This window comes from Microbacterium keratanolyticum, assembly GCF_016907255.1.
GTDB classification, from domain to species: Bacteria; Actinomycetota; Actinomycetes; order Actinomycetales; family Microbacteriaceae; genus Microbacterium; species Microbacterium keratanolyticum.
Window position 1 is genome coordinate 146,945 of the sequence record NZ_JAFBBQ010000001.1, and the last position, 20,194, is coordinate 167,138.

Here is a 20,194-nt window from a genome sequence, read left to right on the forward strand (position 1 = left end):
GTGACCCCTGAAGATGCAGTGCAGACCGAAGACCCCTCGGTGACCCCCGTGACCCCCGGATTCGAGGAGCTCGGCATCACCGGGTCTGTCCTCAAGGCCATTCGCGATCTCGGCTACGAGACGCCATCGCCCATCCAGGCGGCGACCATCCCGACGCTCCTGTCCGGCCGCGATGTCGTGGGCATGGCGCAGACCGGAACCGGCAAGACCGCAGCGTTCGCGCTGCCTGTCCTCGAGCGTCTCGACGTCTCGCAGAAGACGCCGCAGGCCCTCGTCCTCGCTCCCACGCGTGAGCTCGCCCTCCAGGTCTCGGAGGCGTTCGAGGCCTACGCGACCCACATGCGCGGTGTGCATCTGCTGCCCGTGTACGGCGGCCAGGGATACGGCGTCCAGCTGTCGGCGCTCCGCCGCGGCGTGCACGTGATCGTCGGCACGCCCGGACGCATCATGGACCACCTCGCCAAGGGCACCCTCGATCTGTCCGAGCTCAAGTACCTCGTGCTGGACGAGGCCGACGAGATGCTCAAGATGGGCTTTGCGGAAGACGTCGAGCAGATCCTCGCCCAGACGCCCGTCGAGAAGCAGGTCGCCCTCTTCTCCGCGACGATGCCGCCGCAGATCCGCCGGCTCGCGCAGCAGTACCTGCGTGACCCGGAAGAGATCACGATCAAATCCAAGACCGCGACGAACACGAACATCACCCAGCGCTACCTCGTGGTGTCGTACGCGCAGAAGGTCGATGCGCTCACCCGCATCCTCGAGGTCGAGAACTTCGACGGCATGATCGTCTTCGTTCGCACCAAGAACGAGACCGAGACGCTCGCCGAGAAGCTGCGCGCCCGTGGCTACTCTGCAGCCGCCATCAACGGCGACGTCCCGCAGGTCCAGCGCGAACGCAGTGTCAACCAGCTCAAGGACGGCAAGCTCGACATCCTCGTCGCCACTGATGTCGCCGCTCGCGGTCTCGACGTCGAGCGCATCAGCCACGTCGTCAACTTCGACATCCCCACCGACACCGAGTCCTACGTGCACCGCATCGGCCGCACCGGGCGCGCCGGGCGCACGGGTGACGCGATCAGCTTCATCACGCCGCGCGAGCGCTACCTCCTGAAGCACATCGAAAAGGCCACACGCCAGCAGCCGACACAGATGCAGCTGCCGAGCACAGAAGACGTCAACACGACCCGCCTCGCGCGCTTCGACGACGCGATCACCACAGCGCTCGCTGAGACGGCACGCATCGAGAAGTTCCGCGATGTCATCGCCCACTACGTGCGCAACCACGACGTGCCCGAGGCCGACGTGGCCGCTGCCCTCGCGGTCGTCGCACAGGGCGACAAGCCGTTGCTCCTCGACCCGGCGGACGACCCGCTTGCCCGCGCGGTGGAGTTCGACAACCGTCCGCCGCGTGAACGCAACGACCGCGGGGACCGCGGAACGCGTGAGCCGCGCACCGAGCGTCGCGGACGTGGCGACTACACCGCGTACCGCATCGAGGTCGGTCGTCGTCACCGCGTCGAGCCGCGCCAGATCGTCGGGGCACTCGCGAACGAGGGCGGCCTCGGGCGTGACGACTTCGGAGCGATCAACATCCGCCCGGACTTCTCCGTGGTGGAGCTTCCGACCAACATGGATCCTGCGGTCCTCGACAAGCTGCGCGACACCCGCATCTCGGGTCGACTCATCGAGATCAAGCCCGACCGCGGACCCGGCGCACGTCGCAGCGGTGGCCGCGAGGGAAGCTACCGTGACGGCGATCGCGGCGGTGACCGATACGGCGAACGTCGTGAGCGCCCGCGCTACGACCGTCCCTCGCGTGACGGCGGCGACGACCGCCCGGCACGCAAGCCGCGCCACAAGTACTGACTCCCCCGGTCCCCGCGCGGACAAGGAGTGAGGGCCGCACCGATCCGGTGCGGCCCTCATTCCTTCACGCGTGCGTATCGGATTCCAGCGTCTGTCTCACGTGCGCAGCGAGTCGCCCGATGTCGACCGGCTGCGACGTATCGACGTGAAGCGTCGTGAGTCCGGTGATCGGTGCGGCGACGCGCGCTGCAGCTTCCCAGTCGTCGATACGTGACGCGTCATCATGCACCGCATGCCGCACCCTCGTGAGGAATCGCTCGCGCATCACCTCATGTGGCGCCGAGCACCAGAGCTCGATTCCGCGCGGGGCACCCACCGATTCCCAGCCGCGGCGGAACCACTCTTCGTCGCGTCCCGTGAGCCAGACGGACTCGACCATCACCGTGCCGTCCAGCATTCCGACGATCCTCCAGAGTGCGTCGGTCGCAAGCGCACCGATGCTGCGCGTCGGCAGCGAAACGCTCACCGCATCGCCCAAGGCTTCCTTGATCGCATCCTTCGCAATCAATGGCACGCCGAGCGCTGCGGCGAGAGGCCGGGCGAGCGTCGTCTTGCCTGAACCGGCCATGCCGTTGATGACGATCAGTCGATCAGGCATCCAGCGCGTCGGGCCCTTCGGTGACGAGCACGTGGAACTGGGCGGCGTCGAGGATCCGGACCCCCAGCTCTTCGGCCTTCGCGAGCTTCGATCCCGCGCCGGGACCAGCGGCGACGAAATCTGTCTTCTTCGAGACACTGGATGCCGCTTTGCCGCCGGCCTTGATGATGGCCTCCTGCGCACCCTCGCGGGTGTAGCCGTCGAGCGAGCCAGTTGCGACGACGGTGAGGCCGTCGAGCACACCGCCTTCAGCGGTTGCGGCACCAGGCCCGGGATGACCGGGCGTGGCCCACTGCACGCCGGCATCCGCCCACTTCTGGATGATCTCCTGGTGCCAGTCGACCTCGAACCAGTCGAGGAGCGAATCCGCGATGATCCCGCCGACGCCCTCGACCGCGGCAAGCTCATCCCGCGATGCGGCACGGATCGCATCCAGCGAGCCGAACCACTGGGCGAGTGCACGCGCGGCGACCGGGCCCACGTGCCGGATGTTCAACGAGACCAGCAGGCGCCAGAGCTCCTTGGTCTTCGCTTTCTCAAGCTCAGCCAGCAGCGTGATCGCTTGAGACGACGGCTGGGGGCCTTCGAGCCCCGACTTCTTCTCGGCGGAGGTCGGGTTGCGACGGAAGGGCGCACGGGTCTTGACGATCCCGTCTTCGTCCTGCTTCGGAAGACCCGTCTCCGCGTCCCGCACGAAGAGCTCGATCGGCACAAGCTGCTCCAGAGTCAGTCCGAAGAGCCCGGCTTCCGTTTCGAGCGGCGGAACAGCGGGGGACGTCGGCTGCGTCAACGCCGCGGCTGTGACCTCTCCGAGCGCCTCGACATCGAGCGCGCCGCGTGATCCGATGTGCTCGACGCGCCCGCGCACCTGCGCAGGGCAGGAGCGCGCGTTCGGGCAGCGCAGGTCGATGTCACCCTCTTTCATGGGACGCAATGTCGCGCCGCACTCCGGGCACTCGGTCGGCATCACGAACTCGCGCTCGGTGCCGTCGCGCTTCTCGACGACAGGACCGAGGACCTCGGGAATGACGTCCCCAGCCTTGCGCAGCACGACTGTGTCGCCGATCAGCACGCCCTTAGCCTTCACCACGTCTTTGTTGTGGAGCGTGGCCTGACGGACGACGCTGCCTGCGACGTGCGCGGGTGCCATCACGGCGAACGGCGTCGCGCGTCCGGTGCGCCCCACGGAGACGACGATGTCGAGCAGCGTGGTCTGCACCTCTTCGGGCGGATACTTGTAGGCGATCGCCCAGCGCGGTGCGCGACTCGTCATTCCGAGCTCATAGTGCAGCGCGAGCTCATCGACCTTGACCACGATGCCGTCCAGCTCGTGCTCGATGTCGTGCCGGTGCTCGCCGAAGTAGGCGACGAAGTCGGCCACCTCGTCGATCGTGTGGCAGACCTTGGTGTGGGGGCTAGCCGGAAGCCCCCACTCGACCAGAAGGTCATAGACCTCACTCTGCGCGGCGACCGGAGGATTCGGCCACGCGCCGATGCCGTGCACATAGAGCGCGAGAGAGGCGACGCGCAGCAGACCCGCTTCGAGCTCGAGGCCGTCTTTCTTGTCGAGTTGCTGTCGGAGTCCGCCACTCGCCGCGTTTCGCGGGTTCGCGAACGAGGGGAAACGCCTCGCGGCTGCTGCACGTGCCTTCTCTTCGTCGAAGGGCTGCTTGCTGCCTGTGCGCGCCTCCCAGCGGATCAGGGCGTCGGCGTAGGCGCGCTCACGGAAATCGGCCTGCGCTGCATTGAGCCGCTCGAAGGCGGCGACAGGGATGAACACCTCGCCGCGCACCTCGACGATCTCGGGGTGTCCTGTGCCAGCAAGTCGCTGCGGGATCTCAGGCAGACGCAAGGCGTTCTCGGTGACGATCTCGCCCACACGCCCGTCGCCGCGGGTCGCCGCGGAGGTCAGCACACCGTTCTCGTAGCGGAGGTTGATGGCGAGGCCGTCGATCTTCAGCTCGGTCAGCCAGGCGACATCGCGCCCCGCCGCGGCCCGCGTCTTGGCGGCCCAGTCACGCAGCTCGTCGAGCGAGAAGACGTTGTCGAGGCTCAGCATCCGCTCGGCATGCTCGATCGTGTCGAGTCCCGTGGCCTGTGCCGCGCCCACCATCTGCGTGGGTGAGTCCTGTCCCTGAAGCTCGGGGTGGAGACGCTCCAGCTCTTCGAGCCGGTGCATCCATCCGTCATAGGTGGCGTCGTCGACGACGGACGTATCGCGCCCGTAGTACGCGTCCTTCGCCTCGAGGATGCGAGTGGTCAGCTCGTCGGCCTCGACACGGGCGTCTTCCAGTGAGATGTAGTCCGGCACTCTGCAAGTCTACGAGCGGGCTCCGACATCGCCAGGGCGCCGCAGGCGCCCTCCGCCGCATACAGTGGCATCGTGACGACCCACACCCACGAGCTGACGTTCACTGCGACCGAGGCGCGCAAGCGATACCGCACGTGGTCTGATCGGGAGCCCGACCGTGAGTGGGCCTGTCTGACGGTTCTCGCGGAGCATGCGCCGGGTCTCGCGCCCCGCCCTCTGCGCCGCGGGAGGCTCGACGGCGCACCCACGATCGTCATGGAGCGACTCGCCGGCGAACCCCTGGGGGCCACTCCCCTGAACGGCGCGCAGACGACAAGCCTGGGGCGCGCACTGCGACGACTGTACAGCGTGCCACTGTCCGCCGCGCAGGCGCTCGACCTGGGAGAACGCCGCCTCGGCCCCTCCTCACTCAGGACCGAGCTGCGCCAGTGGGCGACCGGCCCCTACGATCTCAAGGAATGCCAGCACCCGCAACTGGTCGAGCGTGCACTGCGCGCCTCACGACAGTGGCTGGCAGACACACCCCAGGTCCCCGCACAGCTGTCCGTCCTCGGCATCGCAGATCTCAACCCCGCGAATGTTCTCTGGGACGGCAGCGTCTGTCGTCTCGTCGACTTCGAGGACGGCGGCCTGTCCGAACCCGCGTTCGAGCTCGCCGACCATGTCGAGCACCTCGCAGGTCGCGATGTCTACGACGCGGACACCCTCGTCGAGGCTGTCGGACTCACGAAGGACGAGAAGGAGCGCTTCGCCCATTGGCGGTGCCATTGGGCGATCTTCTGGCTCCTCATGCTGCTGCCAGGTAACAGCGGCTTCCTGCGAAATCCCCCGGGTACAACCGAAGCGCAGGCCGAACGGGTGCTGCGGATGCTCGCCGACGAACCGGGTCAGACGCCGGCGGGGACCGCCGAGACCGTGTGATCGATCGTGAACTGCCCCAGCACGCGCGTGCCGACGTAGATCACGGCCGACTGCCCAGGAGCCACGCCGTCCAGCGGCGCCTCCGGAATCACCCGGACTCCCGTCTCCGTCACGGAGGCGACCGCAGGAACGGGCTCCGCGTGTGCGCGGATCTGCACATGGCAGGCGAACTCGCTCTCCGTCGGGGCGGGACCAGCCCAGGAGAACCGCTCCCCCGAGATCTCCGCGATCGCGAGGGCTTCCTTGGGCCCGACGACGACGGTGTTCGACACGGGACGCACCTCGAGCACGAAGCGCGGCTTGCCGTCGTCCGCCGGGATGCCGAGCTTGAGTCCGCGACGCTGCCCCACCGTAAACGCGTGCGCGCCCTCGTGTGTGCCCACGACCGCGCCCGTGCGATCCACGATCTCGCCCTGCTCCGCACCGACCTTCTCCGCCAGCCACCCGCGGGTGTCTCCGTCGGGAATGAAGCAGATGTCGTGACTGTCGGGCTTCTGGGCGACGCTCAGACCGCGCGCCTCCGCCTCGGCGCGCACAAGCGCCTTGGAGGGCGTGGCACCGAGCGGGAAGTAGGTGTGTGCGAGCTGGTCTGCGTTGAGGACGCCCAGCACGTAGGACTGGTCCTTCGCCGCGTCGGAGGCGCGGTGCAGCTCGAGGCCGCCCTCGCCGTTCACGAGTGTGGCGTAGTGGCCGGTGCAGACGGCATCGAATCCGAGCTCGATCGCCCGCTCCAGGAGAGCCGCGAACTTGATCTTCTCGTTGCAGCGCAGGCAGGGGTTCGGCGTGCGACCGGCTTTGTACTCGGAGATGAAGTCTTCGATGACGTCGTCGCGGAAGCGCTCCGAGAAGTCCCAGACGTAGAACGGGATGCCGAGCAGATCAGCCGCGCGACGAGCATCCATCGCATCTTCGATCGTGCAGCAGCCACGGCTGCCGGTGCGCAGCGTGCCGCCCGCTCGCGAGAGCGCGAGGTGCACGCCGACGACCTCGTGCCCCGCCTCGACCGCACGTGCCGTCGCCACGGCGGAGTCCACGCCACCGCTCATCGCCGCCAGAATTCGCATGGATACCAGTCTACGAGCGTGAACCCGTGCGGGACCCGGATGCGCGGGCATAGGCATCCGCGATCACCGCGAGCACGCGCTCGATATCGTCCGCCGTCGACGTGTACCCCAGCGTGAAGCGCACGACGCTTCGGGCATCCGCTTCCGACCGACCCAGTGCCTGCACGACGTGCGATGGCTCCGCCACCCCCGCCTGACAGGCCGATCCTGCAGATGCCGAGATGCCCGACTGATCGAGCAGGAAGAGCAGGCTCTCACTCACGGCGCCGGGAAAAAGAAGATGCACGTTGCCCGGGATCCGGTGCTCGGGATCTCCCAGCAGTTCGACCTGAGGAATGCGCGCGCGGATGCCATCGGCCAACGCTGTTCGCAGGGCAGCGAGTCGTGCGGCCTCCAGTTCACGCTCGGCCTCGGCCTCTTCTGCGGCCACGGCGAAGGACGCAGCACCGGCGACATCCTGAGTTCCGGGCCGCAGCCCGCGCTGCTGGCCGCCACCGTGCAGGAGCGGTGCGAGCCGCGCACTGCGCGCGACGACGAGCGCACCCGTGCCGACCGGGGCGCCGATCTTGTGTCCGGCGACACTCAGCGCCACGAGGCCCACTCCCCCGGGCGCTGCACCGCGCAACTCTCGGAACGACACCGGCAGGTGTCCGAAGGCGGCGACGGCATCCAGGTGGAAAGGCACATCGTTCTCGGCGGCCGAGCGACTGAGCCCGCCCGCATCGTTGACGGTGCCGACCTCGTTGTTCGCGAGCAGCGCCGTTGCGAAGGCCGCACCGGGCAGTGCCTCAGCGAAGGCGTCAACGCGAATGTGTCCCTCGAGATCCAGCGGAACGGAGCGAACCTGCGAACCCGTCGCGGCGAGCGCTATCACCGTGTCGAGTGTGGCGTGATGCTCGCCATCCGGCATCACGATCGCGTCGCGTCCCTCTGCGCGCTGTCGCCAGAGGCCCGTGAGCGCAAGGTTGATCGCCTCGGTTCCCCCCGAAGTGAAGACGACTTCGATCGGCTCGCAGTCGAGCACGGCGGCGATGCGCTCGCGAGACTCTTCCAGCAGGCGGCGCACGGCCTGCCCCGCACCGTGCGTCGACGAGGCGTTCCCGACGATCGCCTGCGCCTCCAGCCAGGCGTTCGCCGCGCCGGGCCGGAGCGGTGTCGTTGCCGCGTGGTCGAGGTAGATGGTCACCCTTTCGATGTTACGGCGACTCCCCCGACGTTTATGCTGTCGTCCATGTGCCCCCATGCCCCCGCGACGATTCCCGACGACGCACGCCGGGAGGCGCTGTGCTCGCTGTGCGGCTCGGCGTTCGATGACCTGGGTGTGCGCGTCGTCGACGGTGTCGGCACGCTGCGGGTGTGGTCCAGCAACGCCACCGGTCTCGACCTCGTGCTCTTCGACGGCGCGGACGTGGACTGGGCGATCGCGGAACTGCGGTTCGAACAGGTGGGCGAAGGGGTCTGGGAGGTGCGCTCTCCGCAGCTCCATGTCGGAAGCAGGTATGCGATCAGGGTGACGGGTGCGCAGGGCGGCGGCAACTCGTTCCGACCGCACACGAACCTCATCGATCCGTACTCCCGCGGGCTCGTCCGTGCCGGCGGGCAGGATGACTGGCGCTCGGTCGTCGTCGACGACTCCTTCGATTGGGATGGCGCGCAGAAGCCGCGCACGCCGTTCGCGGACACCGTGATCTACGAGGGGCATGTCAAGGGCATGACCAAGCGGCATCCCGGGGTTCCTCCTGCACTGCACGGCACTTACGCGGGTCTCGCGCATCCCGCGATGATCGAGCACTTCTCGTCTCTCGGCATCACCGCCGTGGAGTTGCTGCCTGTGCACGCGTTCGTCTCCGAGCCCTGGTTGCAGCAGCGGGGTTTCCAGAACTACTGGGGTTACAACACCCTCAACTTCTTCACCCCGCATGCCGCTTACGCGACGACCGAGGCACGGCGATCGGGTCCGGATGCGGTGCTCCGCGAGTTCAAGGGGATGGTGAAGCTCCTCCACGAAGCCGGTATCGAGGTCATCCTCGACGTCGTGTACAACCACACCTCCGAGGGCGGTCCGAACGGTCCGCGCACCAGCCTGCGCGGCATCGACAACGCCCGCTACTACCGCCAGCTCGCGGACGGCGAGTACGTGGACACGACCGCGTGCGGCAACACACTGAACACGTCGACGGATGCGGCGGCGCGACTCGTCCTGGATTCGTTGCGCTACTGGGCAGAGGATCTGCAGGTCGACGGCTTCCGGTTCGATCTCGCCACGGCGCTCGGGCGCGATGCGACGCACACCTTCACGGCGTCGCATCCGCTGCTGCAGGCCATCCGGACCGACCCGTTGCTCGCCGAGACCAAGCTCATCGCGGAGCCCTGGGATGTCGGAACCGGTGGCTGGCAGACGGGCAACTTCGGCCAGGGCTGGCACGAGTGGAACGACCGCTATCGAGACCGCGTGCGCAACTTCTGGCTGAGCGACATCGACTACGCGCGTCGCGCGTCCACCGCGCCCGTCGGCATCGGAGGCTTCGCCACCCGCCTCGCCGGATCATCGAACACCTTCTCGAGTGAGCGCGGCCCGCTCGCGAGCGTGAACTTCGTCACCGCACACGACGGCTTCACGCTCCGGGATCTCGTCTCGTACAACGTCAAGCACAACGAGGCCAACGGCGAGGAGAATCGCGACGGCGCCGAGATGAACCGCGCCTTCAACCACGGGGCTGAGGGCCCTACGCAGGATCCCGTGATCGAGGCGACGCGGCGTAAGGCGATGCGCAACCTGATGGGGACGCTCCTGCTCTCGGCGGGTGTGCCGATGATCACCGCGGGCGACGAGACGGGACGCACACAGCAGGGGAACAACAACGCCTACTGCCACGATTCGCCGCTGACCTGGCTCTCCTGGGAGCACGAGGAGTGGCAGGAGTGCCTACGCGCGCACGTGGCCACGCTGACCCGACTGCGACGCGAGAATCCCGCTCTGCGCCCTGCGCGGTACGCGCGGCTGGGCGAGGAGACACCCGGCGCGAGTGAGATGTCATGGTTCGACCAGTCCGGCACGACCATGTCGATCGAACAGTGGACGGATGCCTCGCACCGCACGCTCCAGTACCTGGCGGTCGAAGACACCGGCGAGAATCCGAACCGCGTGCTTCTGATCGTGCACGGCGTCGAGAGCGCGATCGATGTGACGCTGCCGACGACCTCTGATGCGACCCGCTATGTCTCCCTGTGGTCCAGCGCGGACGAGCGTCCCAGTGCTGTCGAGAGCGTGCATGCGCCCGGTGACGTGATCGCTGTGCCGGGAACGTCCATGCGCCTGTTCCGGGTGGAGTGAACACTCCGTTTTCACTCCCCGCGGAGCGCCCCGGAGAGGTAGGTTCAGGGTGTGGCCGTACGCACCGCTTCTCGTCCTGCTGCAGCGACTCTTCGGAGCCCTGCAGAGATCCCTCTGCGGGCCGCTGGCTCCGCTGACTCTCCTCTGCGAACGCCTCGCATCCCCCTGAGCGACGCACAACCTTCGGCCCCCGGCGGTTTCGCGCCGAAGGCCTTCGCCGGCGAAGTGGTGCCGTTCCGGGTCGTCGCATTCCGTGAAGGGCATGATCTCATCGGCGTGCACGTGCGGCTGCGCGATGCCGGAGGTCACGAGAGTCTGCACCGCCTGCGGCCGCTCGCCGATGGGACGGATCGCTGGGAGGCGCTCATCGCGATCGACGCCACGGGCACCTGGTCGTTCCGCTTCGAGAGCTTCGCCGACGACTTCGCAACCTGGGCCCATATGGCGCAGGTCAAACTCGCTGCCGGCGTGGATGTCGATCTCACGCGGATGCAGGGCGGCGAGCTGCTCGCGCGTGCGGTCACGGAGCGCACGCGTCCCACCGCCGAGCGTTCGCGGATCAAGAAGTACGCGGCGCTGCTTGCGAACGCGGATGCCAGCGCAGACAGCATCCTCGCAGTCGCCGACGACCCGGCCCTGGCGTCCGTGTTCTCGCAACGGCCGCTCTCGTCTCTCGAATCGGCGGGCGACTGGCATCAGCTGCGGGTCGAACGGGAGCGCGCCGGTGTCGGAGCCTGGTATGAGTTCTTCCCCCGTTCCGAAGGCGCACGGCTTCGCGCAGACGGCACGATCGCCAGTGGCACCTTCCAGACCGCAGCCGCTCGCCTCCCCGCTGTCGCGAAGATGGGCTTCGATGTGCTCTACCTGCCGCCGATCCACCCGATCGGACGCACGCATCGCAAGGGCCCGAACAACACACTCATCACCGCTCCGGGAGATCCCGGTTCACCCTGGGCGATCGGTGCGGCCGAAGGCGGCCATGACACCGTGCATCCCGACCTCGGCACGCTCGACGACTTCCGTGCGTTCGTGCGCACGGCGAACGACCTCGGAATCGAGATCGCGCTCGACCTCGCACTTCAGGCCTCGCCCGATCATCCCTGGGTCGCCGCGCATCCGGAGTGGTTCACGACGCTTCCCGACGGCACGATCGCCTATGCGGAGAATCCGCCGAAGAAGTACCAGGACATCTACCCGCTGAACTTCGACAACGACCCCGAAGGCCTTGCCGCTGAGGTGCTGCGCGTCGTCGAGCACTGGATCACACAGGGTGTGCGGATCTTCCGCGTCGACAACCCGCACACCAAACCGCTGCAGTTCTGGGAATGGCTCATCGCCACGGTGACGGCCCAGCACCCGGGCGTCGTCTTCCTCGCGGAGGCGTTCACGCGTCCCGCTCCTCTCCGCGCCCTCGCTGCCGTGGGCTTCCAGCAGAGCTACACCTACTTCACCTGGCGCAACACGAAGACCGAGCTGGAGGAATTCCTCACCTCCCTGGCTTCCGACACCGCCGACTACCTGCGCCCGAACCTCTTCGTGAACACTCCCGATATCCTCACCGAGTATCTACAGTTCGGCGGACGCGCCGCGTATCGGATCCGTGCGGTGATCGCCGCGACAGCTGCGCCGCTCTACGGTGTGTACGCCGGATACGAACTCGTCGAGAACATCGCGCGCCCCGGGTCGGAAGAGAACATCGACAACGAGAAGTACGAGTACAAGATCCGCGACTGGGCCGCCGCAGAGAGGAGCGGTGACTCGCTGGCCCCGCTCCTGCAGAGACTCAACGAGATCCGCCGTGCACACCCTGCGCTACGGCAGCTGCGCAACCTCGCCATCCATTGGAGCGACGACGACGCGGTGCTGGTGTACTCGAAGCATCTCGACGCCACGTTCACCGGCACGGGCCAGGATGACACCATCATCGTCGTCGTGAACGTCGATCCTCATTCGGTGCGGCAGACGACTGTGCACCTCGACACCCGCCTGTGGGGTGTGGAACCCGGTGACCCCTTCGAGGTCGAAGACCTGCTCACCGGTGCGGTCTGGCAGTGGAGCGATCACAACTACGTCCGGCTCGACGCCTTTGCCGAACCGGCACACATTCTGCGAGTAAGGGAGCAGAGATCATGATCAGCATGGAGTCCTCCGTCTTCGAATCCGTCGCCGCGGGTACTCATCACGATCCGCACGCGCTGCTCGGCGCGCACCCTCACCTCGACGCCGTCGGTCGACCGGGCACCGTCATCCGCGTCCGACGTCCGCTCGCGGAGTCCGTGACCGTCCTTCTCGACTCCGGCGTCACCGTGCATCTCGATCACATCGAAGGTGGCATCTGGGAGGGTCTCCTGACCGGCCCCGCCGGGCGCTATGACGTACTCACCCATTACGCGGACGGTGCGGAGTGGCGCGCGGGCGACCCGTACCGGCATGCGCCGACGATCGGCGAACTCGACCTGCACCTCATCATCGAAGGCCGGCACGAACGGCTTTGGGAGGTGCTGGGCGCACACCCGCGCGTGATCGACGGTGACGCCGGCACCGCCTTCGCGGTGTGGGCGCCGAACGCTCAGGCGGTGCGCGTCGTCGGCGATCACAACGATTGGAACGGCGAACTGCACTCGATGCGATCGATGGGGGCCAGTGGCGTCTGGGAGCTCTTCGTTCCGGGCGTCGAGGTCGGAGCCCGCTACAAGTACGAGATCCGCACCCGCGCCGGTGAGTGGATTCTCAAGGCGGACCCGCTGGCGCAGCTCGCGGAGACGCCCCCGGCCACCGCATCCGTCGTGACGCGGTCCGAGCATCTGTGGCGGGATGGCGCATGGATGACCCGTCGAGCAGCCACGCACGCCGTCGGACAGCCGCTGTCGATCTACGAGGTGCACCTCGGATCCTGGCGCCCGGGGCTCGGCTACCGCGACCTCGCGGACGCCTTGATCGAGCACATCACCACGACCGGGTTCACGCACGTGGAGTTCATGCCCGTCGCGGAGCATCCCTTCGGCGGCTCCTGGGGGTACCAGGTGTCGGGCTACTACGCGCCGACGCGTCGGTTCGGCGACCCCGACGATCTGCGCTATCTCATCGATCGGATGCACCAAGCCGGCATCGGCGTCATCCTCGACTGGGTTCCGGGGCACTTCCCCCGCGATGCGTTCGCCCTCGCACGTTTCGACGGCGAACCGCTCTACGAGCACCCCGATCCGCAGCGCGGTGAGCACCAGGACTGGGGCACGCTGATCTTCGACTACGGGCGCGCAGAAGTGCGCAACTTCCTCGTCGCCAACGCGCTCTACTGGCTGGAGCAGTTCCACGTCGACGGGCTCAGGGTCGACGCCGTCGCATCGATGCTGTATCTCGACTACTCCCGGAGAGATGGCGAGTGGACCCCGAACGTGCACGGTGGACGCGAGAACCTGGAGGCGATCCACTTCCTGCAGGAGGTCAACGCGACCGCCTACCGCAAGCATCCGGGGATCCTGATGATCGCCGAGGAGTCGACGAGCTTTCCCGGCGTCACCTCGCCCACCGACCGGGCAGGTCTCGGCTTCGGCTTCAAATGGAACATGGGCTGGATGAACGACTCGCTGGAGTACATCGCGCGAGACCCGCTCTACCGCGGCCACCACCAAGGCGAGATGACCTTCTCCTTCGTGTACGCCTTCGGTGAGAACTACGTTCTCCCGATCAGCCATGACGAGGTCGTGCACGGCAAGGGCAGCCTGCTCAGCAAGATGCCCGGGGATGCGGCGGCGAAAAGAGCGAACCTCCGCGCCTTCCTCGCGTACATGTGGGGGCATCCAGGAAAGAAGCTGCTGTTCATGGGTCAGGAGTTCGGACAGCTCTCCGAGTGGGCCGAAAGCCGGAGCCTCGACTGGTGGCTGCTGGACCAGCCCGCCCATGCGCAGCTGCAGAGCTTCGTGGGCGAACTCAACCGCTCCTACCGCGCGCACGCGCCGCTCTGGGAGCGCGACAACGACGGCCACTGCTTCTCGCGACTCGGGGGCCCCACTTGGGACGCCAGCGTGATCGCCTTCAGCCGCCGCGACGCGCACGGTGGCAAGGTCGTCGTCGTCAGCAACTTCGCCGGCGTCGCCCACACGGGCTTCGCCCTCGATCTGCCCCTCTCGGGCACCTGGCGGGAAGTCCTCAACACCGATGCCGTCGAGTACGGCGGCTCGGGAATGGGCAATCTCGGCTATGTGTACGCGCACGAAGAAGACAACGGCACAGCGCGAGCCACGCTCACTCTGCCGCCGCTGTCCACGCTGTGGCTGCGCTACCAGCGCGATCCGCACGTGCCTTCGCCGACGCGGTCGTGAGAAGGGTCAGAACAGAAGCGAGGTGAGGCGCTGGCGGGCCTGGCCCACACGCGGGTCTGCCTCGCCGATCAATCCGAACAGTTCTACGAGGCGCTCGCGGATGCGCGTGCGGTCGTCAGCGGATGCCGCGGCGAAGAGATCGAGAAGACGACCGAAGGCATCACCGACGTGGCCGCCTGCGATGTCCATGTCGGCCACCGCGAACTGCGCGTCGACATCCTGAGGTGCGTCAGCTGCGGCGGCGCGCACTGCACCGAGATCGAGCCCCTGCGTGCGGTGCAGCAGACGAACCTGGCCGAGACCCGCCCGTGCGTCTTCGTCCCGGGGGTTCTCCGCGAGGGCCTGCTCGTACGCGGTGATCGCCGCGGCATAATCGCCAGCCTCGATCGCCGCGAACGCAGCCGCATGCAACGGGGGCATCGGAGCCTCATCAGGCTCCGCAGACGCATCCTGCTCTCCTGCCGCAACCGGAACGGTGCCAGACACGCCGTGCTGCGCGGCGAGCTCGAGAAGCTGTCCGAAGACCTGGCGGACCTGCTCTTCAGGCACTGCTCCCGTGAACAGCGGAACGGGCTGACCGGCGACCAGTCCGACCACCATGGGGATCGACTGCGCCCGGAAGCTCTGCGCGAGCTGCGGGTTCGCGTCGACGTCGACCTTCGCCAGCAGCACGCGGCCGGCGAGTTCGGTGACCACCTTCTCGATGATCGGGCTGAGCTGCTTGCACGGACCACACCACTCGGCCCACAGATCTACGACGACCGGCACGCGACGGGACAGCTCGAGAACCTGTCCGAATGTCGCATCCGTGACATCGAAGACAAGCGGGAGTGCCGCTTCGCCGTCGGGCGCGGAGACCGGTGCCGAAGACGGCGCAGGACGGTTGCGCAGCGATGACAGGTCGACGGCGCCACGCAAAGCGGCGGGCGAGATCTCACTCACGGGATTACCTCCACAGACAGAAGCTCCTGCGACACCGCAAGGAGCTGCACCTGCGCGCTGGACCCCTGCGCAGGCACCGAGAAGAAGAGCTGCATGCCGTAGGTGGTCACGAAGCCCTTGGACGACGATTCGACACCCGTGAGCGCCTTCGCCGGCGCGTTGTTGCCCACACGGATGTCCACGCCCTCCTGCGTGGGGACGATCGACTGCGAGTCCTTCAGAGAGACCGCGACGATCGCACCGCTGTCGATGCTCGCCAGCGCCATCGGCACATCACCGGTCGGCGAGAGGTCGAACGACATCGCAGACGTCGTGGCGGCGTTCGCATCGGCGAGTGCCTGCACGATGGCGGCTCGGCTGTCGCGAATCGTCGTCGCGAAGTCGTGGACGCCCTTGTCGAAGAGCTCGTAGGCGGGGCTGGCCTCATTCTCGTCCACGACGCTCGCGAATGCCTCTGCAAGCGCATCAGGTGCGACGACGAGGAATGGCGAGTCCGGCGGGGTCAGCTTGGCACCGAGCCATGCCGGCGGAAGATCGGGCAGTTCCGCGGAGGCCTGCATCTCTGCGAGATAGGTGATCTTGTAGTTTGACCACGGGTTGTCCTGCGTCATCGTGAGAATCACCGGCGGCACCGTCTCGTCGCTGCCTGCCTCGGCGAGCATGAGCGTCGTGCGGGGCCAGCCGTCGAAGGCCTGCGGGACCAGGATCCGGATCTTGTCCGAGGGGATGGCAGAGGGGGCCACGTACTCGGGCACCGAAGCGCGCACGAGGTAGTCCGTCTGACGCTCGGCCAGCGCGGATCCCGTCAAGCGCGTCGCGGCCAACTCGGCGTTGAGAGTTTCGTCTGCCTCTGCGACCGTGGCCGAGAGGTTCTCGAGCACGCGTGCCGCCTGCGCTTCTGTCATCACCGGAGCCTGCTGGTCTTCCGGGGTCACGACCGTCGCGGTCGGCGATGGTGATGGCGAGGATGCCTGCTGCGGCCACGCGTCCGGGGTGCATCCGGCCAGCATCGCGGTGGTGACGGCGAACACCGGCACGGCGAGCAGAGCCCGGCGACGCGGGAGCCGCGCCCGGTTCTGCTGGGTCTTGGCGCCGGAGTCGGTCTGGCCCTCGCCCGTCGTCGACGCGCCCTCCTCCAGCTCAGCGTTGTCGCGCGCGACGTCGATCGGCTCCGTCGGGGGCAGCGGCGGCGGCCCCTTACGGCGTGGCCCGCGCCCACGGCGGGAGTGGCGGATGGCGAGGACATAGAGAACGAGACCGGCGGCCATGATGATGCCACCCGCGACCATGAGCGGACCGGCGAAGGGCGTTCGGTTCTCCAGCGGCCACGACAGGATCACATCACTCGGAGCGTCCTCCGTGCCGTCGCTCGCGAGCAGCACGGAGACGCCCTCGGGAATCTGCATCCGCTCGATGAGCGAGCCCTCGTCGCTGAACTCCGTCAACCAGAGGTCTGATCCGGCGGGGTTTCGCCCCTGCTCTTCGGCAGCGTCATCGGTCGCCGCGGCGTCAGCGGGTTCCTCCGCAGCGGGGTCCTCTTCCACCGGAAGGATCGACGCCGGGATCACCGTGCTCGAGATTGTTCCGTCCTCGTCGATGGAGACGCGGTTGTACTCGACATCCGCGAGCCAGGCTTCGAGATCGGCAGTGCGCGCCTGGGCGAGGAACACGGTTCCCGACCCCCGGGCGATCACAGTCTGCTCACCGGGATGCGAGCGCAGCACATCACCGTCGATCAGCCTGTAGCGCTGCGGTTCAGTGACGCTCAACTCTGTCTGCTCTGCCTTCGGGCCGAGGAAAACGGTTCGCTGCGCGATGCCCGCTCCAATCAGCAGCGTGGCCAGCACGAAGGCCACAACGGCCCACACAAAACGCACGAATCAACTCCTCCGTGATTCCCAGACGTCAAACTCGGATATCACTCGACATTTCAGACTATCGAAACGACCTGTGTAAAACCCATACGGTTGCACTGTTCCGGCGATGCGTGGCGTCACACGGTCGTCGACGGCTCTACGCTGGCTGAACATCATTCGTCGAGGAGAACCATGAAGTTCCACAACCCGTTCCGCACCGCGCTGGTGGCGACTCTCGGCGTGGGCCTCGGGATCATGCTTATCGGCAGCGTGCAGACGCTCTCGACCGTGCTTCTCTATGTCGGCACGGCGCTGTTTCTGAGCCTTGGCCTCGACCCGCTCGTCTCCTTCCTCGAACGACGCAAGCTCCCCCGCTGGGCTGCGGTGCTCGTCACGATCCTCGCCGTGCTTGCGGGGTTCGCGGGGATCATGTTCATGATCGTCCCCATCCTCGTGGACCAGATCTCCCAGCTCGTGGACCAGATCACCAAGATCATCGAGAAGGGCACGTTCGAAGAAGACCTCGCCGCCTGGCTGAAGGACGTCTTCCCGAACCTTCGCGTCGAAGAGGTGATGGCGTTCGTGCAGGACTGGCTCGCGACGAATCTCGCCGACATCAGCGAGACCGTCGGTCAGGGTGTGCTGAGCGCAGGAGGCGCATTGATCGCCGGCCTCATGGGCGCATTCATCATCCTGATCCTCACGATCTACTTCACCGCGTCCACGCCTTCCCTCAAGGCGGCCGTCTACCAGCTGGTCCCCGCGTCCAAGCGGGCACGATTCATCGACCTCTCCGAGCAGATCACGGCCTCCGTCGGCTACTACGTCATGGGCCAGGTGACGATGGGCGTGATCAATGGTGTGCTCAGCGCGATCTTCCTGTCGATCATTCAAGCCCCGTTCCCCGCGGTTCTCGCGGTCGTCGCGTTCTTCTTCTCCCTCATCCCGCTGGTCGGCACCCTGACCGGTTCGACGATCATCGTGCTGCTCTGCCTGCTTCCCGGGCTCGGCTCTCCGGCGACCGCTCTCGCCGCGGGAATCTACTACCTGATCTACATGCAGATCGAGGCGTACGTGATCTCGCCACGCGTGATGAATCGCGCCGTGTCTGTTCCGGGAGCCGTGGTCGTCATCGCCGCGCTCGCAGGCGGTTCACTGCTCGGCCTGCTCGGGGCGCTCATCGCGATCCCTGTTGCCGCCAGCATCCTGATCATCTACCGTCAGGTGCTGATCCCCCGGATGAACGACCGCTAGGCCGGGGGCCACTCCGTCGGAAGCGGCAGAGCGGCAGCGTTCACCGCGGCCACGATCTCCGTCATCACGCGACGGGTCTGCGACTCCCCCACCCACAGGTGTCGCCCGCCCTCGACCGGAATCAGCGTCGCGTGTGGAATCGACGCGAAACGCTCGGCCGCCTCCTCCGGACGCAGATAGTCATCCAGCTCCGGTACGAGGATCACGACATGCCGCGGATCGTCGCGCCAGGCTCCAACCTCATCCGCACTGGCGCGATGCAACGGCGGGGAGAGCAGGATGATCCCCTCGATCGCGTGCTCACGTCCGTACTTGAGCGCGAGCTCAGTGCCGAACGACCACCCGACGAGCCAGGGGCGCGGCAGCTCACGCTCCGAGACGAATGCCATCGCCGCGGCCACGTCGTGGCGCTCCGCAGTACCACCATCGAAGGCTCCATCGCTCGTTCCGCGAGGAGATGACGTCCCCCGGGTGTTGAAACGCAGCACGGCGAGGTCGGCCAGCGCGGGCAGTCGAGCAGCCGCCTTGCGGATGATGTGCGAGTCCATGAATCCGCCCGCGGTCGGGAGCGGATGCAGAGTCACCAATGTCGCTGTCGGCACGGCGTCCTGAGGCAGGGCGAGCTCTCCGACGAGCGTCAACCCGTCCGCAGTCCGCAGCGTGACGTCCTCGCGCCGAGCAGGCAGCTCGAGCGGACCCCGGATCGCGATCGTCATGACGTGCGCCAGCAGTGGGTGTGCCAGTGCCGTCGCGCGGAGAGATCTGCGGCATCACCGAGGACACCGTCGGCGCGCCATGCGACAAGGTGTGCGACCCCGACCGCCACACTCATCGCGCACCCAGGACAGACGTAGGATTTCTGCGCCTGCGCAGCAGACACCGGCTGCACGAACCACTCTCGTCCCTGACGCACCTCTGTGCGCTTCCACCCCGCGATCAGGCGGTCGAGCGAATCGTCAGAGGAAGAACGCTCCGGGCGTCGACGATGAGAGCGAGGCATTGCAGGAAACCATTACCACCAGTGGTTGCTGATCCAGAAGTCGTACGCTGCAGCCCAGCTGCCGTAGCGACCCGTCGCGTAGCCGTTGGCCCAGCGCAGATTGTCGATCGGATCGTAACCGTTGCCCGGGACCTTGCTGCACGGGAGCGCCTGGACAAGACCACATGCCCCCGAGCTGCTGTTCGTGGCGTTGGGGTTCCAGCCGCTCTCTTTGCTGACGATGTAGTCGACGTAGCCCCAGTTGCCCGAGTCGATGCCGGCAGCGGCCATCCACTCCGCAGGCGCACCACCGCCGGTGTAGTAGACCGGTCCGCCTCCGCCACCGCCCGAGTCAGGCTGAGACGCCGGAACGGGCTCAGGTGTCGGTGTCGGCGTCACGTAGACCTCGAAGAGATCACGCTGCACTGCGACGGCGTCCGAGCCTTCGATGGTGATCGAGATGTCCTCCACCTCGTCGGCAGCCAGCGCGTAAAGCGACTGTGCGGCTTCTGCGGAAGGGGGCGACGACAATGCGAGACCGGTCGGCGCGATCACTGCAACAGCGAAACCGACGACCGCGAGTCCGGCGAGAACGCTCGCGACGCCGCGTCGGTGGGTCCAACCTGTCGTCGGCGAAGGGTTCGCCGACGCACTCGAGGTGGATCGAGTGAGCGCCGTCGACGCGCGCGTGATCTGATTGTTATCGGGAGTCACAGTGTGCCCAGCTTACCCACGCGAATCTGAATC

Annotated in this window: 15 protein-coding genes; 6 read left to right on the plus strand and 9 right to left on the minus strand. The window is 67.1% G+C overall.

What is annotated here, in order from left to right; all coding sequences use genetic code 11:
- Positions 1-1,866: a DEAD/DEAH box helicase gene (locus JOD62_RS00750; protein WP_407666019.1), complete on the plus strand. Its 1,866-nt coding sequence runs from the start codon at positions 1-3 to the stop codon at positions 1,864-1,866.
- 64 nt (positions 1,867-1,930) lie between these two features.
- Here JOD62_RS00750 and JOD62_RS00755 read toward each other — a convergent pair whose 3' ends face one another.
- A complete protein-coding gene (locus JOD62_RS00755; RefSeq protein ID WP_204937436.1) occupies positions 1,931-2,464 on the minus strand; it encodes an AAA family ATPase in 534 nt (177 codons plus the stop codon).
- On the minus strand, positions 2,457-4,775 hold the full coding sequence (ligA, locus tag JOD62_RS00760; protein WP_204937437.1) for an NAD-dependent DNA ligase LigA: 2,319 nt from the start codon (positions 4,773-4,775) through the stop codon (positions 2,457-2,459). Before ligA ends, JOD62_RS00755 begins: the two co-directional genes overlap by 8 nt.
- Positions 4,776-4,847: 72 nt before the next feature.
- Here ligA and JOD62_RS00765 point away from each other — a divergent pair, with 72 nt between their 5' ends.
- Positions 4,848-5,696: an aminoglycoside phosphotransferase family protein gene (locus JOD62_RS00765; RefSeq protein WP_204937438.1), complete on the plus strand. Its 849-nt coding sequence runs from the start codon at positions 4,848-4,850 to the stop codon at positions 5,694-5,696.
- On the opposite strand, the gene mnmA is transcribed toward JOD62_RS00765, so the two are convergent.
- Both mnmA and JOD62_RS00775 read right to left on the minus strand, forming a co-directional pair.
- Positions 5,663-6,760 carry a tRNA 2-thiouridine(34) synthase MnmA gene (gene mnmA, locus JOD62_RS00770; RefSeq protein ID WP_204937439.1) on the minus strand — a complete coding sequence of 366 codons (1,098 nt, stop codon included), beginning with the start codon at positions 6,758-6,760 and terminating at the stop codon, positions 5,663-5,665. The genes JOD62_RS00765 and mnmA overlap by 34 nt on opposite strands.
- A gap of 10 nt (positions 6,761-6,770) precedes the next feature.
- Positions 6,771-7,946, minus strand: a complete 1,176-nt coding sequence (locus JOD62_RS00775) for a cysteine desulfurase family protein (protein WP_204937440.1) — start codon at positions 7,944-7,946, stop codon at positions 6,771-6,773.
- Between the two features lie 45 nt (positions 7,947-7,991).
- On the opposite strand from JOD62_RS00775, the gene glgX reads away from it, so the two are divergent.
- From glgX to glgB, 3 genes are read left to right on the plus strand one after another with little or no spacing between them, the layout of a single operon-like run.
- Entirely contained in the window at positions 7,992-10,094 is a 2,103-nt protein-coding gene (gene glgX / locus JOD62_RS00780; RefSeq protein WP_204937441.1) for a glycogen debranching protein GlgX, read from the plus strand.
- 51 nt (positions 10,095-10,145) lie between these two features.
- Positions 10,146-12,227: an alpha-1,4-glucan--maltose-1-phosphate maltosyltransferase gene (locus JOD62_RS00785; protein ID WP_204937442.1), complete on the plus strand. Its 2,082-nt coding sequence runs from the start codon at positions 10,146-10,148 to the stop codon at positions 12,225-12,227.
- Positions 12,224-14,416, plus strand: a complete 2,193-nt coding sequence (glgB, locus tag JOD62_RS00790) for a 1,4-alpha-glucan branching protein GlgB (protein ID WP_204937443.1) — start codon at positions 12,224-12,226, stop codon at positions 14,414-14,416. Before JOD62_RS00785 ends, glgB begins: the two co-directional genes overlap by 4 nt.
- 6 nt (positions 14,417-14,422) lie before the next feature.
- On the opposite strand, the gene JOD62_RS00795 is transcribed toward glgB, so the two are convergent.
- Positions 14,423-15,358 carry a tetratricopeptide repeat protein gene (locus tag JOD62_RS00795; RefSeq protein ID WP_204937444.1) on the minus strand — a complete coding sequence of 312 codons (936 nt, stop codon included), beginning with the start codon at positions 15,356-15,358 and terminating at the stop codon, positions 14,423-14,425.
- On the minus strand, positions 15,355-17,235 hold the full coding sequence (locus JOD62_RS00800; protein ID WP_204937445.1) for a glycosyl transferase: 1,881 nt from the start codon (positions 17,233-17,235) through the stop codon (positions 15,355-15,357). The genes JOD62_RS00795 and JOD62_RS00800 overlap by 4 nt, the downstream gene beginning before the upstream one ends.
- A 171-nt stretch (positions 17,236-17,406) precedes the next feature.
- On the opposite strand from JOD62_RS00800, the gene JOD62_RS00805 reads away from it, so the two are divergent.
- Positions 17,407-18,468 (plus strand): AI-2E family transporter, encoded by a 1,062-nt coding sequence (locus JOD62_RS00805; protein WP_204937446.1) that lies wholly within the window; start codon positions 17,407-17,409, stop codon positions 18,466-18,468.
- Here the strand turns inward: JOD62_RS00805 and JOD62_RS00810 are convergent.
- Genes JOD62_RS00810 through JOD62_RS00815 form a run of 3 tightly spaced genes read right to left on the minus strand, consistent with a single transcriptional unit; the run spans position 18,465 to position 20,161 of the window.
- Positions 18,465-19,184, minus strand: a complete 720-nt coding sequence (locus JOD62_RS00810; protein WP_204937447.1) for an alpha/beta hydrolase — start codon at positions 19,182-19,184, stop codon at positions 18,465-18,467. The genes JOD62_RS00805 and JOD62_RS00810 overlap by 4 nt on opposite strands.
- On the minus strand, positions 19,181-19,468 hold the full coding sequence (locus JOD62_RS14780) for a hypothetical protein (protein ID WP_239526505.1): 288 nt from the start codon (positions 19,466-19,468) through the stop codon (positions 19,181-19,183). The genes JOD62_RS00810 and JOD62_RS14780 overlap by 4 nt, the downstream gene beginning before the upstream one ends.
- Before the next feature lie 12 nt (positions 19,469-19,480).
- Positions 19,481-20,161, minus strand: coding sequence for an aggregation-promoting factor C-terminal-like domain-containing protein (locus JOD62_RS00815; protein WP_271171577.1), 681 nt, complete (start codon positions 20,159-20,161; stop codon positions 19,481-19,483).
- Positions 20,162-20,194 lie beyond the last annotated feature (33 nt).